The 14,321-nt window shown below is 69.9% G+C and carries 13 protein-coding genes; 3 read left to right on the top strand and 10 right to left on the bottom strand.

Going from position 1 to position 14,321, the window contains the following annotated elements; genetic code table 11:
- Window positions 1–50 precede the first annotated feature (50 nt).
- Window positions 51–617: a Uma2 family endonuclease gene (locus tag G4D85_RS43985; RefSeq protein ID WP_205525976.1), complete on the top strand. Its 567-nt coding sequence runs from the start codon at window positions 51–53 to the stop codon at window positions 615–617.
- A gap of 20 nt (window positions 618–637) precedes the next feature.
- Here the strand turns inward: G4D85_RS43985 and G4D85_RS43980 are convergent, their stop codons facing one another.
- On the bottom strand, window positions 638–2,314 hold the full coding sequence (locus G4D85_RS43980; protein ID WP_164020276.1) for an FAD-dependent oxidoreductase: 1,677 nt from the start codon (window positions 2,312–2,314) through the stop codon (window positions 638–640).
- Window positions 2,315–2,543: 229 nt separating this feature from the next.
- Here G4D85_RS43980 and G4D85_RS43975 point away from each other — a divergent pair, with 229 nt between their 5' ends.
- Window positions 2,544–3,611, top strand: coding sequence for an MBL fold metallo-hydrolase (locus G4D85_RS43975; RefSeq protein ID WP_205525974.1), 1,068 nt, complete (start codon window positions 2,544–2,546; stop codon window positions 3,609–3,611).
- A gap of 7 nt (window positions 3,612–3,618) precedes the next feature.
- Here G4D85_RS43975 and G4D85_RS43970 read toward each other — a convergent pair whose 3' ends face one another.
- The 5 genes from G4D85_RS43970 to G4D85_RS43950 form a co-directional block, all read right to left on the bottom strand.
- The gene (locus tag G4D85_RS43970) at window positions 3,619–5,031 is read right to left on the bottom strand and encodes a DoxX family protein (RefSeq protein ID WP_240359865.1); all 1,413 of its coding nucleotides are present in this window, start codon (window positions 5,029–5,031) and stop codon (window positions 3,619–3,621) included.
- A 174-nt stretch (window positions 5,032–5,205) separates the two neighbouring features.
- Entirely contained in the window at window positions 5,206–6,684 is a 1,479-nt protein-coding gene (locus tag G4D85_RS43965) for a radical SAM protein (protein WP_205525973.1), read from the bottom strand.
- Window positions 6,672–7,463, bottom strand: a complete 792-nt coding sequence (locus G4D85_RS43960; protein WP_164020272.1) for a lysophospholipid acyltransferase family protein — start codon at window positions 7,461–7,463, stop codon at window positions 6,672–6,674. The genes G4D85_RS43965 and G4D85_RS43960 overlap by 13 nt, the downstream gene beginning before the upstream one ends.
- Window positions 7,454–8,071 (bottom strand): hypothetical protein, encoded by a 618-nt coding sequence (locus tag G4D85_RS43955; protein ID WP_164020271.1) that lies wholly within the window; start codon window positions 8,069–8,071, stop codon window positions 7,454–7,456. Before G4D85_RS43955 ends, G4D85_RS43960 begins: the two co-directional genes overlap by 10 nt.
- The gene (locus G4D85_RS43950) at window positions 8,068–8,901 is read right to left on the bottom strand and encodes a diiron oxygenase (RefSeq protein ID WP_164020270.1); all 834 of its coding nucleotides are present in this window, start codon (window positions 8,899–8,901) and stop codon (window positions 8,068–8,070) included. The genes G4D85_RS43955 and G4D85_RS43950 overlap by 4 nt, the downstream gene beginning before the upstream one ends.
- A gap of 84 nt (window positions 8,902–8,985) precedes the next feature.
- On the opposite strand from G4D85_RS43950, the gene G4D85_RS43945 reads away from it, so the two are divergent.
- Complete coding sequence (locus G4D85_RS43945) at window positions 8,986–10,074, top strand: phosphatidylglycerol lysyltransferase domain-containing protein (protein ID WP_164020269.1); 1,089 nt, start codon at window positions 8,986–8,988, stop codon at window positions 10,072–10,074.
- Here the strand turns inward: G4D85_RS43945 and G4D85_RS43940 are convergent.
- The 4 genes from G4D85_RS43940 to G4D85_RS43925 all read right to left on the bottom strand — a co-directional run bounded on the left by G4D85_RS43940 (window position 9,978) and on the right by G4D85_RS43925 (window position 14,234).
- Window positions 9,978–10,493, bottom strand: coding sequence for a Uma2 family endonuclease (locus G4D85_RS43940; RefSeq protein WP_338052947.1), 516 nt, complete (start codon window positions 10,491–10,493; stop codon window positions 9,978–9,980). The genes G4D85_RS43945 and G4D85_RS43940 overlap by 97 nt on opposite strands.
- 128 nt (window positions 10,494–10,621) lie before the next feature.
- Window positions 10,622–11,359 carry an SDR family oxidoreductase gene (locus G4D85_RS43935; RefSeq protein ID WP_164020267.1) on the bottom strand — a complete coding sequence of 246 codons (738 nt, stop codon included), beginning with the start codon at window positions 11,357–11,359 and terminating at the stop codon, window positions 10,622–10,624.
- 24 nt (window positions 11,360–11,383) lie between these two features.
- A complete protein-coding gene (locus G4D85_RS43930) occupies window positions 11,384–12,775 on the bottom strand; it encodes an FAD-binding oxidoreductase (RefSeq protein WP_164020266.1) in 1,392 nt (463 codons plus the stop codon).
- 13 nt (window positions 12,776–12,788) lie between these two features.
- The gene (locus tag G4D85_RS43925; RefSeq protein WP_164020265.1) at window positions 12,789–14,234 is read right to left on the bottom strand and encodes a UbiA family prenyltransferase; all 1,446 of its coding nucleotides are present in this window, start codon (window positions 14,232–14,234) and stop codon (window positions 12,789–12,791) included.
- Between the last annotated feature and the right edge of the window lie 87 nt (window positions 14,235–14,321).

The raw sequence follows: 14,321 nt of genomic DNA, 5'->3' as shown, positions 1-14,321 counted from the left end.
AGGGGGAGGGGCGGCTTGCGACGCGGTACGAGGAGCCGCATCCTGAGGACATGAGCGACAAGCCGTCACGACCGGGAAGCGCATACGAGGCGCTGGAGCGCCTCCCGCCGCACGTCGTCGGCGAAATCATCGACGGTGAGCTGTACGTGAGCCCCCGCCCTCGAATGGTTCACGGACGGGCGGCCTTCCGGCTCGGTAAGCGGCTGATGCCGTTCGATGATGAACCAGGGCAGGAGGGGCCCGGAGGCTGGGTCTTCATCCCCGAGCCTGAATTGCACCTGGGTGGCGATGTCCTGGTGCCAGACCTCGCGGGATGGCGGCGAGAGCGCATGCCCGAATTGCCGGACGTCGTCGGAGTGGAACTCGCACCTGACTGGCTCTGCGAGGTGCTTTCTCCCTCCACAGAGAAGCTGGACCGGGCCGGGAAGATGGCCGTGTACGCGCGCGAGGGGGTGCGGCACCTGTGGCTCGTGGACCCGCGTCCCCAGACGCTGGAGGTCTACCGGTTGGAGGGCGGAAGCTGGCTGCTGCTCGGTACGCATTCGGGCAATGCCGCGGTGCACGCCGAGCCCTTCGACGCGCTTCCCCTGAAGCTCACCTCTTTCTGGCAGCGCTGACGTCACCAGAAGGAAGTGGCTCAGACTCCCACCGGGTGCAGGAAGCCGTGAATCGCCTGCACCACCACGGAGCCCTCACCCACGCCCGACGCCACGCGCTTCACCGAACCCGAGCGCACATCGCCCACCGCGTAGATGCCGGAACGTGTGGTCGCATACGGTGAGGCGAGCGCGCGGCCCTGCGCATCCTGTCCCGTCCGGACGAAGCCCTTGCTGTCGAGCTCGAGGCAGCCGTTCAGCCACTCCGTGTTGGGCTCGGCGCCAATCATCACGAACACGTTGCCGATGCGGTGCGTGCTCGTCTCCCCCGTGGGTCGGTGCACCCACGTCACCTCTCGCAGGAACCTGTCCCCTGAGAGCGCGGTGATTTCGGTGCGCGTGTGCAGCTCGATTCGCGGCGAGGAGTGGATGCGCTGGACGAGGTAGTCGGACATCGTCGTCGCGAGCCCTCCGGCGCGCACGAGCAGGTGGAGCCTGGCCACCGTGCGGGAGAGGAACACGGCGGCCTGGCCGGCGGAGTTTCCCCCGCCCACGACGATGACCTCCTCGCCCGTGCACAGGCTGGACTCCATGGCCGTCGCCGCGTAGTGGATGCCCTGTCCCTCGAAGCGCGCGAGGTCGGGCACGTCGAGCTTGCGGTAGCGAGCCCCGGTGGCGATGACCACCGAGCGCGCGGCCACGGTGCGGCCGTCGTCCAGCCGCAAGCGGTAGGGCACCTGCTCGCAGTCGATGCCGGAGACGGAGCGGGAGATGATGAGCCGCGCCCCGAACTTCCGTGCCTGCACCTGCGCCCTCCCGGCGAGCGCCTGGCCGGAGATGCCGGTGGGAAAGCCGAGGTAGTTCTCGATTTTCGAGCTGGTCCCCGCCTGCCCCCCGGGCGCCAGCGACTCGACGACGACAGTCTCCAGCCCCTCCGAGGCGGCGTACACCGCCGCGGCCAGCCCCGCGGGGCCGGCGCCGACCACGGCCACGTCATGGACATGCGAGGGGTCCACCAGCTCGCTGAAGCCCAGGTCATCCGCGAGCGCGGCGTTGGATGGATTCCGGAAGACGTTCCTACCCGGGGCGATGACCACCGGGAGCTGGGCGGGGGTGAGCTGGAAGCAGTTCAGGAAGCCGCTGGCCCCCGGGTCGACGTCGGTGTCGAGGAGCCGGTGGGGATAGCCATTGCGGGTGAGGAAGCGTTGCAAGCGGAGCGTGTCGGCGCCATGGCCGGAGCCAATCAGCACCACGCCGGCCTGCGAGTGCCGGATGAGCCCGACGCGACGCAGGATGAACGCGCGCATGATGATTTCACCGATGTCGGACTCGGTGCTCACCAGCCGGCGGAAGTCCTGCGACTTGACCCGGACCACGTGGCAGTCGCCCTGGGCGCGGCCGCTCACGAGAATCTGGTGGTCCGTGAAGAGGTCCAACTCGCCGGTGAACTGCTGCGCGCCCTGGACGGCGAAGACGCGGGGCTGGTCTTCCTCGTCGAGGTCGAAGAGTTCGACGACCCCTTCGAGGACGAAGAAGAAGTCGACGCTCCGGTCTCCGCGCTTGAAGAGGAGGGTGCCACCGGGCAGGCGCTCCTCGGTGCCGTAGGCGGCGACCCGCTCCGCCATCTCGGGGCTGAGGCGTGGGAAGGTCTGCGCCTCGCGAGCGTAGGGGTCCGACGGGTCCAGCTCCGGTTCACTCGTCACAGGGACAGAGTTCATGACCCGAACGTGGGAAGCCCCCCAGGTCACCGCAACAAGCCCCCTGGCTGGCGGGCATGGGGGCGTCGATACTCCGCCCGTGGGGCGGCCGGCCGGGCCGACGCCGGCTCGCACCCTTTGACGTCCTTTCATGCTTGAACGAGGAGTATCGGGAGCCGGGGCCGCGCCGGGACTCCCAGCCTCACGGAGCGCATGCACCATGTCGCCTCTCCAGGATTCTTCTCCGCCGATGACGAAGCGCCTCGCGCTCCTGCTCCTGCTGTGCGGGCCCTGGCTCCAGGGCTGCCTCTTCGCCGGCTCTCGCCACGAGGGCCCGGTGACGGACCACTTCGACGGCGAGCAGTTCCAGAACCTGCAGCCCGTGCGCCGGCTCGACCCGGGCGATGTCCTGGAGGCGTTGCGCACGGAGCCCCGGGGCGCGTGGCGCGACTACGAGGACGTTGCCCCCGGCAAGCCGCCGCCGGAGCGCGTGGGCCCGGGCCAGCTGCGCGTCACGTTCATCAACCACGCCACGGTGCTGCTCCAGGCGGACGGGCTGAACGTGCTGACGGACCCCATCTACTCGGACCGGCCGAGCCCGGTGCCCTTCGTGGGCCCCCACCGCGTGCGCCCGCCGGGCATCCGCTTCGAGGACCTGCCGCCCATCGACGTGGTGCTGGTGAGCCACAACCACTACGACCACATGGACCTGCCCACGCTGCGGCGGCTGGAGGAGAAGCACCGGCCGCGCTTCATCGTGGGCCTGGGCAACAAGGCGCTGCTGGACGGCGAGGGCTTCGGCAGTGTGGTGGAGCTCGACTGGTGGCAGGCCACGGAGGTGGCACCGGGGCGGACGGTGACGGCGGTGCCGGCGCAGCACCGCTCCAACCGGGGGCTGACGGACGTGTCCGCGGCGCTGTGGGCGGGCTTCGTGCTGTCCACCACGGGCGGGCCGGTGCTCTTCGCGGGGGACACGGGCTATGGCCCGCAGTTCGCGATGATGGCCGAGCGCTTCGGCCCCATGCGGCTGTCGGTGCTGCCCATTGGCGCCTTCCGGCCCACCGCCTTCCGGCCGGTGCACATGGGGCCGAAGGAGGCCCTCCTGGCGCACAAGGTGCTGCGCTCGGCCACGTCGGTGGCGATGCACTACGGCACCTTCGCACTGGCGCTGGATGGTCAGGACGAGGCGAAGTACCTGCTGCTGCGGCTGGTGGCGCGGGAGCCGGTCCGCCCGCGCTTCTGGGCCCTGGGCTTCGGCGAGGGCCGCGACGTGCCCTCGCTGGAGACAGCCCCGGCGCCCGCCTCCAGCCGCGAGTGAGCCCGGCTCAGCGGTTGAATGGGTACTCCTGAATCCAGTTGAAGCCGCGGTTGACGAGCAGGTGCTTGGACGCGTCCACCTTCTTGAGGCGGACCTCGATGAGAGCGTCCTGGAAGGTGCCCTGGAAGACCAGGTGCTCCGCGTCCGGCCGGGAGTACGTGAGCACGGACTTCTTCGCCGTGTCCCCGCCGCTCTCGGTGAGCGTGGCCGTCAGCTTCTGCGCGTCATGCTGCAGCCCGAAGCGCTTCACGCTGTCATCCATCATCCGGAGCGTCACCCGGCCGTAGCGGTTGACGGCCACATAGCGCCACCGCGTGGTGTCGCCCAGTAGCGGCGGCAAAACCTGTCCATCGCGGGTGAAGGACTCGACTTCATAGAGCCCGTAGAGCTCGATCCGTGGCGCGGAGTCGCTGTACCTCGAAGTGAACCCACTGCGCTCTTCGTAGAACGACCACCCCACGGTGACGAGGAACAGCGCCTTCAAGGCGAGCAGGCCCCACCGCTCCCGCCGGGAGAAGGAGAAGGGCGTGCCGAGCGTCCGGGCCTCGGTGGGGCGGTTGAGCAGGAGGACGCCCAGGAGCCGCTGGACGTCTGGCAGCAGCAGGAACACCGCCATCAGCAGCAGGTGCGACGAGTAGAGCTTGACGGGGACGTCATAGAAGAAGTTCAGCGCTACCACGTTGGTCATCACTCCGATGACGACGAGCGCCCCCAGCGTGGTGGTGCGGCGGGCGAGCAGCAGGAAGCCGCCCAGCATCTCCGCGCCGCCGGTGAAGAGGTTGTAACCCTTCGAGTACCCCATGAAGGCCCACAGCAGGCCCATGGGAGAGAACTCGCCCAGCGGCTCAACCATCCGCTCCGGACCGGGGAAGGCGAACTGCATCTTGAAGACCTTGGCCATGCCGTAGGACAGCATGCTGATGGCCAGCACGTAGCGGAGGTAGACGCGCAGCACGTCGTGCGCCTTGTCGTACTCGGTGCGGCGCCGGTCGACGACGGACCAGACGGCGGCCACCAGCACGCTGACCGCCAGGAGCACGGGCAGGATTACGTAGTTGTACGTGGTGTCGCCGCTGCCGTTGGGGAACACGGTGATGTCCGTGCCCAGGCGCAGCACGTGCTTGCCCACCCAGGGCACGACGGCGTGCCAGACGCTGTCGAAGGCTTTGGGGAGGAACTCCATCCCAGGCAGGGAGCTCACCGGGGATGGGAGTGAATAGAGGAACAGGTACGCGAAGGCGACGCGGAAGGCGATGCGTCGCGCGAGGCCCCAGGCCTTCGGCGTGGGCGCGGCGGAGGCTCTCGGCTCGGGAGTGGAGGGGGCGGGAGCGAGCGGCTCCGGGGCGGGCGAGAGGGGAGAGGCGGTGGTCATGGCGGGCTGGGGCAGCGTAGCCAATGCCAGGAGGACGCCCAAAATCACCCTCCATCCTGCAACCATGCCTCCGGTACTCCGCATGCAGCTGAAGCCCGATTGCGCTTCGGAGCATCAGGCGTCAGAGGGGCGTCACTCCTCCTGCAATGGATGCTCGTGGCCGAGAGAAATGGCCTCGCACCAGGCACCCAGGAACCCAAAGGGGCTCACGTTCCGCCATTCTCAATACCCCCGGTACTTCCGGCCCGCCTGCTGGCGCAGCTCCATGGCCTCCGCCAGCTCGCGGCGGTCCTCGGGCAGGTAGTGCTGGGGAATGAGCTGCTGGTGCACCAGCTTGCCCAGCGGCGTCAGGCTGAACGTGCCAAGCAGCCGGTTCTCCTGGCCCAGGCCCAGCTCCGACCAGCGCGCCAGCAGCTCGCGGTGATGCGCCATCGTCTCCGCGCCGTACTTCTTCGCGCGCGAGCGCACCCGGGTGAACGGGCTGTAGAGGATGTCGAACGTCACATCCCGCGTCGCCCGCTGCGAGTCGTCGAGCGTCCTCCAGTACGCGATACCCAGCCCGCCCTTCTCCACCGCCGTGCAGTAGTCATTCACGTCACGGTGGTTCAGGAACGTGGCCCGGTCCCCAATGGAGAAGCTCGAGTTCCCGAGCCCGTGGTACAGCACCTCGCCGTACGCGGGATTGACGCGCACCCGGGCCAGCTCGAACAGCTCGCGCCGCACGTGTCGGGGCGAGCGGTAGAACCGCGCTCCCAGCTCCTTCCAGCCGAGCCGTGTGAACAGCGCCCGCGCCTGCGCATCGCTGTGCGCCGTCTGCACCCACGAGGGCACCGCGCCGGGCTTGCCGTACGTCCCGCTGCGTGGGTCATCGTGGTACGGGTAGATGAAGACGCTGTCCACCGCGCCGCTGGTGGCCAGCCGCTCCAGCTCCGCGAGCGTCTTCCTCCAGGACTCGGGCGTCTGGCGTTCCAGCCCCGTCATGATGTCGATGTTGACGAACTCGAACCCCACGCGCCGGGCGCGCTCAATCGCGTCGAAGGCGATGCGCAGCTCCTCCTTCTGGTGGTGGAAGGCGTACAGCTCCGGGTCCAGCGTCTGCACGCCCAGGTTGATGCGGCGGAAGCCCGCCCGCACCAGCGCCTGGAGCTTCTCCTCGGAGGCCGTCACCGGCTTCGCCTCCACGGTGCTCATCGACGTCATCGGCGGGCCGAAGTGGAACAGCAGCCGCTCCAGGAACCGCTCCAGCAGGTGCAGGGGCAGGGCGGTGGGCGTGCCGCCGCCCAGGAAGTACAGCGCGCGCTTGAGGCCCGGCGTCAGCTCCCGGACGCGTCGCATCTCCAGCGAGAGCGCATTCACGTACCGCGACATCAGGTCGTCGGTGTGCTTCGTCAGCAACTCGTAGTGGAAGCAGTAGCGGCAGCGGTACTTGCAGAAGCCGAAGTGGAAGTAGTACCCGCCCGCGCCGAATGCGCCCACCGCCTCGCTCAGGTACTCCGCGTCCGTGGGAGCGCGCTGGTAGCCGGGACGCTTCTCCATCTGGACCGCGGGCGGGTACGTGAGCTGGTAGTCGTGCATCTCCGGCCGGGGCCGCAGCAGCGGCTCCTGGTCCCAGAGCCGCTCCAGCCGGGCGCCGAGCTCCGCCTCGGTCGCGGTACTCACGTCCAGCGCTTCGTCGAACCGGGAAACCTTCATCCGAGCCATGGGAAACATCGCCCCCTCGCCAGCGCATCGGCCGCGCACTGCATGGATGTCCGCACCCGCGCGTCCACTGCGTCCACGTCCCCCTCGTCGGGAGAGATGGGCGGCAGCACCCGCACGCTGATTCTCGCCGGCAGTGGCAGGTAGCCCGGCAGCGGCCCGAGCCACAGTCCCCAGGGAAGGCTCAGGGACAGTGGGAAGGTCTTCAGCCGGAAGCGGCGGTCGAACCCGAGCCTTCGCGCCAGCGAGGCCCCATCCCACAAGACGATGAGCGCCTCGTGCCCGCCCACGCAGACCACGGGGACGATGGGCACCCCGGCCTCGCGCGCCAGCTCCACGTAGCCCTTGCGGCCGGCGAAGACGACCTCGTTCCTGCGCGAGAAGCTCCGGCACGCGTCGTGGTCTCCGCCCGGGTACACCTGCACGGCGTAGCCCTGGCGGAGCGCCTCCAGCGCGATGTCCCTCCGGGCCCGCACCGCGCCCAGCTTCGCCAGCGAGCGCGCGAGCGGCTGCGGGTAGGCATCGAACATGGCGTCATGGGCCAGCGTCACCAGCGGAGGCTCGCGGCCGGACGTGTGGTACGTGCCCATCCACACCAGCGTGTCCGGAATCATCACCGCGCCGCTGTGATTGCCCACGCCGAGGAACGGCCCAGAGGGCAGGTGCTCCATCCCCTGCACGTCCACGCGGAACCACGTGTGGAGCGCTCGCGCAATCCACCCGACGTGGCGTCGCTGGAACTCGAAGTCCACCGCTTCGAGCGCGCCAGGCCCTACTTCCATCGCCGCACCAGCTTGTCGAGGTCGAAGCCGTAGAAGCCGCGCTCCGGCCAGTCCGGCATGGAGCCACAGAACCGCGCGAAGCCGACGAGCGTGGCGAAGCGCGGGTCCACGTCCAGCGCGTCCGGGTACTCGAAGCGCTCGGCGGCCTCGGCCAGCTCCACCAGCCGCGCGTGGTAGCCCGGCCAGGCCACCAGCCCCCGCAGGTATGACGCCCAGCGCGTGCGGCCCTCGACGACCTTCGACGCCTCCTCGCGCAGCAGGGCCAGGCCGCCCGGGTGGGACTGCAACAGCTGCAGGTCGTAACCGAGGAACGCGTCCTCGTGGTACACGCTGACCACGTGCCGGACGACGCTCGTCGGGCTTTGGGTGAGCCCGGAGTCCGCGAGGAGCTGGCGCGGGTTGTAGAGCAGCTGGAGCGGGACGCGGATGGGCACCTGCCCCATCCAGGTGCTTCGGCTGCGCTGCCGCTCCCGCTCGCTCTCGCTCAGGGTGACGGGCAGCATCGCCAGCCCGCCCACGCGGACCTGCCACGGGGATGGCAGCCGGTCCAGGCGTCCGTGCTTCACGAAGAAGCCCATCCGCTCCTGGATTGCGCGCTCGGTGTTCATCCCTCCGCCCTCAGTGGAGCCAGCCGCGTGGCGAGCCCGACCTGGCCGATGCGCAGGTTCAGGTCCTCGATGAGCCGTCCACAGAGCGCGTCTCCGTCCATGCCGATGCCCACCACGAGGTCCGGGTCGCGCACCTGCTCCAGCAGCCACTCGCCCCACAGGGCCACCTTCTCCTCCAGCCGCAGGCGCGCCGCGCCGTCCAACTGGGGAATGAGTCGCCGCAGGGAGTGCAGGCCGAAGGCGATGTGGCGGCTCTCGTCCCGCGCCAGCCGGGGCATGGACTCCGCCACCAGCGTCTTCAGCGCGCGAATCGAGCTGTCGAACTCCTCAATGTCGCCCATCGCCTCCACGAGCTTCACCGCCTCCAGGAACATGGAGTGCGCCACGCCCTCGATGAGCACCTGCATGCCGAGCAGCAGCGCCTCGGGCGTCTCCGCCTCCCGCACCTCCTGCATCAGCCGGAGGACGGAGGGCCGCACCCGCCCCTCGCACCCGAAGAGGCGGACGACGCGCTCGAAGAAGGCCACATGGCGGGCTTCGTCCGTCCGCTGGGTGGCGAGGAAGGTACGCGCGGCACCCTCGGGGAGCAGCTCCATCAGGCGCATGGCGGCGAAGAGGGCGGTCTGCTCGCCCCACTGGAGCTGTGCGAAGGCATCGGCCGCGGTCTGCCGGAAGGGCTCCGGCAGCGCCGAGACGTCCACCGAGCTCCAGTCCAGGTCCTCGAGCCGCCACTGGTCGCGCGCCGCCAGCTCGCACAGCCGCTCCAGGGAAGGTCCCGCCAGGGCGTCCGGTGTGAGGTCCACGCCAGGTAACGCCCGTCCGTCGGTCATGTGCCGCGCCCCCTTCATTCGCGCGCGACTATGCCACGGGGGCCGCGTCTCGCCCCAGGCCCTCGGCCCCGGTATCGTGGACGCGTGAAGCACGACCTGGTGCGAGCGCACGGCGCCGACCCGATTTCCTACTCGACGCTCCAGCCGGGCCTCTCGTACTTCGAGACCTCGTACGGCTACATCGCCTATCAGCGGGCCTTCGGGTTCGACCTGACGCTCGGTCCCCCGGTCTGCGCGGCGAGCGACCGGGCGGAGCTGCTCCAGCGCTTTCTCCAGGAGGGCAGGCGTCCTCTCTTCTTCTATGTGCAGCAGGACGTCGCGACGCTCGCCGCCGGGCTGGGAGGGCCGCGCTACCGCGTCAGCGGCATGGGCGTGGACAAGCTCCTCGCGCTCGACGCGCCGGAGTCCGAGCGAGACGCGAAGGTGAGCGGCGCGCTCCGGAAGGCGGCGCGCGGTGGCTTCGAGGTGCGCGAGGTCCGTCCCGAGGCGCTGAGCGCCGAGGAGCGTGCGAGGGTCGACGCCATCACCCGCGCCTACCTGCGCCGCAGCTCGGTGCCGGTGGAGATGCGCTTCCTCAACCGGCCGCTGACGCTCGACGGTGACGGGCTCGCCCGGCTGTTCCTCCTGCATCAGGGGCCTGACTCGCGAGTGTTCGGCTACGCGGTGCTGGACCCGTACTTCCGTGAGGGCCGCGTCCAGGGCTACCTGCTCAACCTCATCCGCTTCGAGCCGACGCGGCTGTGGGGCGTGTACTACTCCGTCGTGGCGACGCTCGCGGCGCGCCTGCGTGAAGAGGGCATCCCCCAGCTCTCGCTGGGGTTCTGCCCGCTGTACGGCGTGGACACGGAAGGCTGCTCACCGGGGCTCTCTCGCCAGGTGCAGTGGCTGGAGCGGCGGCTCGTGGGCGTGGAGTACCTTGCCCGCCTGCGCGAGTTGAAGGACGCGTTCCCTGGGCGGACGCCCCAGCGCTACTTCGTGACGCCGTCTCCGTGGGCGGTGACGACGCTGCTGTCGCTCCTGCGTGCCTGCGGCGTGCCCTTCATGGAGGTGCTCCGCCGCAGCTTCACCGACAAGCCTCAGCGCCTGGTCCAGACGGACTGCCAGAGCCAGCCCAGCCTCAGCTCCACGTCCTCGAATGGCGCCACGCGAACGAGCGCATCCTCCTCGCCGTAGACCCCCGTCTCCGTCCAGAGGCCGTTCACCCTCCTGTTGACGGAAAGCGTTCGCTCCTCCAGGTCGATGAACCAGAGGTGCTGGACGCCGATGCGCGCATAGAAGGGGCGCTTGATGCGCCGGTCATAGCCTCGCGTCGCGGGAGAGAGAATCTCGCAGACCCAATCTGGAGCGGTGGCCCACCGTCCCTCGGGGGGCTCGGGGACTCGCTCACGTCGCCACCCGGCGAGGTCCGGAATGAACTCCGGAGAGCCCTCGACCTGCACCCCGGGCTCGATGCGGAGCCACCACCCTCCGGGCCCGTTGACTCCAAGCTGGAAGGGGCCATCCAGCTCGCCGAAAAGCCGCAGCCCGAAATAGATGTGCCCGTCCCCAGGACGGGCATGCGTATACAGCGTTCCATCGATGATCTCGCCCACGACGCCCTCCGGCAGAGCCTCGAGGTCGGCAAGGGTTGCGGGACCCTCCTGCTTTCGCGCGCCGTAGGCCATGCTCGAAGTGTGGGGATATCAGCCCCTTCTGACAAGCGGCCTGCCCCCGCGCCCGGCTACAGCTTCATCCGCTTGAACACGGTCTCCGGAATCGTCCGGATGATGAGCATGATGAGCGCCCAGATGCCGGGGACGTAGACCTCGTTCTTGCGCGCATCCGCGGCGCTCAGCAGCCCGCGCGCCACCTTGTCCGGCGAGGCGAACAGCTTGTTCTTCGGCAGGTGCGCCGTCATCGGTGTGTCCACGAAGCCGGGCTTCACGGTGACGACGGCCACGCCGGACTTCGCCAGTCGGTTGCGCAGGCCCTGGAGGAACACGTTGAGCGCGCCCTTCGACGCGCCGTACACGTAGTTGCTCTGCCGGCCGCGGTCTCCGGCCACGGACGAAATCACCACCAGCGTCCCGGCCTTCTGCGCCTCGAAGCGGTTGGCCAGCACCGTCAGCAGGGACACCGCGCTCAGGAAGTTGGTGCGCAGGACCGTCTCCGTCGCGGCCCAGGACTTCTGCGCCTCGGCCTGGTCACCCAGCACGCCGTGCGCCAGCACCACGCCGTCCAGCCCGCCCAGCGCCGTGTACGCCGCGTCCACCATCGCCTCGTGCGCGGAGAAGTCGTTCAGGTCCACCGCCTGCGCTGCCACCTTCGCCGCGCCGCGCGTGGTGGCATCCTGCGCCACCGCCTCCAGGTTCGCCGCGTTGCGGCCGACGAGGTACAGCGAGGCGCCGCGCGCGGCGAGCAGCCGCACCGTCGCCTGGGCAATGGCGCTGGTGGCGCCGAGGACGAGCACTTTCTTCATGGGGTGCGGAATCTCGGGGAGGGGTCAGCGAATCGCAAGCAGGGACTGGGGCCGCGAGGCCGCCGGGCCGCGCTCGGACTCCAGGGAGAAGGGCAGGGCCACCGGGTTCACCCGCCGCCAGAAGGAGGAGGAGAAGGCCGGGTCCAGGTAGCGGGAGAACTCCTCCCGCCGGGGGAAGTACGCCGCGAAGCTCTCCGGGCTCATCCGCGCGTCCTTCGCCGGGTACACCGCGCCGCCCGCCTCGCGCGTCACCTTGTCCAGCTCCTCCACCAGCCGCCACGTCTTCTCGCCGCGGTTGGCGAAGTCCATGGCCAGCGTCACGCCCTGGCGGGGGAAGGACATCCACCCCGGAGACGGAAGGTCGCCGAAGGTCTTCAGCACGGAGAGGAAGCTGGGCAGCCCGCCGCGCGAGCTGCGCTCCAGGATTTCCGCCAGCGCGTCGCGTGCGGTGGTGTAGGGCACCACGCACTGGAACTGGAGGAAGCCCCGCTTGCCGTAGATGCGGTTCCACCCGTAGATGGCGTCCAGCGGGTAGAAGAACGGGTCGTAGTGCGTGAGCCGCTGCTTCGGCTTGCCGTTCTGCCGGTGGTAGTAGAGCCAGTTGAACGCGGACACCGACAGCCGGTTGAGGCAGAAGGCCGGCATGTCCATGGGCACCGCCAGCCCCGAGCCGTGGGACAGGTGGCTCTTCGCCAGCGGCAGCCCGTCGAACTGCGGAGGCGCGAAGTTGCCCCGGTACAGCAGGCCGCGCCCCAGCTTCTTCCCCCGGGCCAGGCAGTCCACCCAGGCCATGGTGAACTCGTAGTCTGTCTCGGACTCACGGGCGACGACGAGGAACTCGTCCAGGTTCCCGAAGGGCACCGTCTCCTGAAGCACGTACGGGTTGCTGATGGGCTTGAGCTGCACCTCCGCCCAGGTGACGAGCCCGGTGAGCCCCAGGCCGCCAATCGTCGCCCCGTACCAGTCCGGATTCTCGTCCGGCGCGCACACCCGGCGGCTGCCGTCCGAGCGCACCAGCTCGAAGCGCCGCACGTACCGGCCGAAGGTGCCGCCCCGGTGGTGGTTCTTCCCGTGCACGTCGTTGGCGAGGGCGCCGCCCACCGTGACGAACTTGGTGCCCGGCGTCACCGGGAGGAACCAGCCGCGCGGCGCCGCCAGCCGCAGCAGCGTATCCAGCGTGACGCCCGCCTCGCAGCGCACCACGCCGGTGGCCGTGTCGAAGGAGATGAGCCTGTCCAGCCCCGAGGTGAGCAGCAGCGTCCCGCCCTCGTTGAGGCACGAGTCGCCATAGCTGCGGCCCAGGCCATGGGGCAGCAGCGTCCCGCCGGGCCGGGGCAGCGCGTCGGTGCGCCACACCAGCGGCTGCGTCCGTTGTTCGACGCGGGGATAGCGCCCCCAGGACTCCAGAGCCTTCATCGCGCGAGTCCTCTCACCGGGCGACCCATAGCACCAGCGCCGAGACGAGCCCCACCGCGTAGCTCACCCGGTCCCTCAGCGCGAAGACGAGCGGGTCCTCGTTCACCAGCCCGCGATGCGCCAGCACCCACACCCGCCCCACCCAGTAGAGCATCACCGGGCACAGCAGCCAGAGCCGCTCGGGGTGCGAGTACAGCGCCGTCACCTCCTTGGAGGTGATGTAGAGCGCCAGCACCAGCACGGACACCTGGCCCGCGGCGGCGCCCAGGCTGGCGAGCTGCTCGTAGTCCTGCGCCAGGTAGCCGCGCCCGTGGGCCGCCGCCTCGTTGGTCAGCCGCAGCCGCCGCACCTCGCTCAGCCGCTTCACCAGCGCCAGCGAGAGGAAGAGGAACATGCTGAACATCATCAGCCAGCTCGACGTGGGCACGCCCACCGCCAGCGAGCCGCCGAAGATTCGCACCGTGTACAGGCCCGCCAGCACCAGCACGTCCAGCATCACCACCTGCTTCAGCCGCAGCGAGTACGCCAGCGTCAGCGCGTAGTACGTGGCCAGCAGCGCGGAGAAGGCGGGCGGCAGCAGCAGGCACACCGCCGCCCCGGCCAGCAGCAGCGCGGGCGCCAGCACCGCGCCCGTGCTCACCGGCAGCGCGCACGCCGCGAAGGGGCGCTTGCACTTCGTCGGGTGGCGGCGGTCCGAGTCCAGGTCCAGCAGGTCATTCAGCACGTACACGCTGGAGGCGCACAGGCTGAAGGCGATGAAGCCCAGCACCGCCTTCACCAGCAGGTCCGCATCCAGCGCCTTGTGGGCGGCCAGCATGGGCACGAAGACGAGCGCGTTCTTCGCCCACTGGTGCACGCGCAGCGCCTTCACCCAGACGCGGGGGCCCACGCGGGGGCGCTCGAAGACGCGGTGCACCTCGCGGCCCAGCCCGCGCGCCCGTCGCAGCACGTCGGCGGGGGCGTGCACCACCACCACCTGCCGGGACTCGCGCCACAGCGGCACGTCCACCCCGTCATTGCCCGCGTAGTCGAAGGTGCCCAGCGACTCCTTCAGCTTCGCCAGCTTGCGCGCGCCGGACAGGTTCACCGTGCCGTCGCTGGCATGGACCTCGGAGAAGAGGCCCAGGTGCGCGGCCACGGCGTCGGCGATGCGCCGGTCCGCCGCGGTGGCCAGCACCAGCCGGCGGCCGCGCGCCCTCTCCTCGTGGAGGAAGGCCAGCAGCTCCTCGTTGTACGGCAGGCGCGCCGCGTCCAGCGCCACCCGCCGCGCCACCTCCGCCTTGAAGAAGGCCTTGCCCCTGAGCACCCACAGCGGCACCAGCAGCAGCAGCCAGGGGGCGTGCTTGAAGAGGGCGAGCAGGTTCTCGTGGAGCGTGTCCGTGCGCACCAGCGTCCCGTCGAGGTCGACGGCGAGCGGCACGTCCGGCGGGTCGGCTGGCAGGGGTGTATCGGGGAGCATCGGAAGAAGAACGCAGGCTAACGCAGGGGGAAGGGGGGATGCCGAAAACCAGGATTGGAAGGCTCCGCCCGGCTGGCGACCAGCGGA

Origin of the sequence: Pyxidicoccus trucidator (assembly GCF_010894435.1) — a bacterium.
Taxonomy (GTDB): domain Bacteria; phylum Myxococcota; class Myxococcia; order Myxococcales; family Myxococcaceae; genus Myxococcus; species Myxococcus trucidator.
The sequence above is the reverse complement of the archived record's forward strand: the minus strand, read 5'-3'. Positions and strand labels throughout refer to the sequence as shown.

Bases quoted from the DNA above. Each gene is read 5' to 3' on its own strand.
- G4D85_RS43985 (WP_205525976.1), top strand. From the start codon at position 51: ATGAGCGACAAGCCGTCACGACCGGGAAGCGCATACGAGGCGCTGGAG.
- G4D85_RS43980 (WP_164020276.1), bottom strand. From the start codon at position 2,314: ATGAACTCTGTCCCTGTGACGAGTGAACCGGAGCTGGACCCGTCGGAC.
- G4D85_RS43975 (WP_205525974.1), top strand. From the start codon at position 2,544: ATGACGAAGCGCCTCGCGCTCCTGCTCCTGCTGTGCGGGCCCTGGCTC.
- G4D85_RS43965 (WP_205525973.1), bottom strand. From the start codon at position 6,684: ATGGCTCGGATGAAGGTTTCCCGGTTCGACGAAGCGCTGGACGTGAGT.
- G4D85_RS43960 (WP_164020272.1), bottom strand. From the start codon at position 7,463: ATGGAAGTAGGGCCTGGCGCGCTCGAAGCGGTGGACTTCGAGTTCCAG.
- G4D85_RS43955 (WP_164020271.1), bottom strand. From the start codon at position 8,071: ATGAACACCGAGCGCGCAATCCAGGAGCGGATGGGCTTCTTCGTGAAG.
- G4D85_RS43950 (WP_164020270.1), bottom strand. From the start codon at position 8,901: ATGACCGACGGACGGGCGTTACCTGGCGTGGACCTCACACCGGACGCC.
- G4D85_RS43935 (WP_164020267.1), bottom strand. From the start codon at position 11,359: ATGAAGAAAGTGCTCGTCCTCGGCGCCACCAGCGCCATTGCCCAGGCG.
- G4D85_RS43930 (WP_164020266.1), bottom strand. From the start codon at position 12,775: ATGAAGGCTCTGGAGTCCTGGGGGCGCTATCCCCGCGTCGAACAACGG.
- G4D85_RS43925 (WP_164020265.1), bottom strand. From the start codon at position 14,234: ATGCTCCCCGATACACCCCTGCCAGCCGACCCGCCGGACGTGCCGCTC.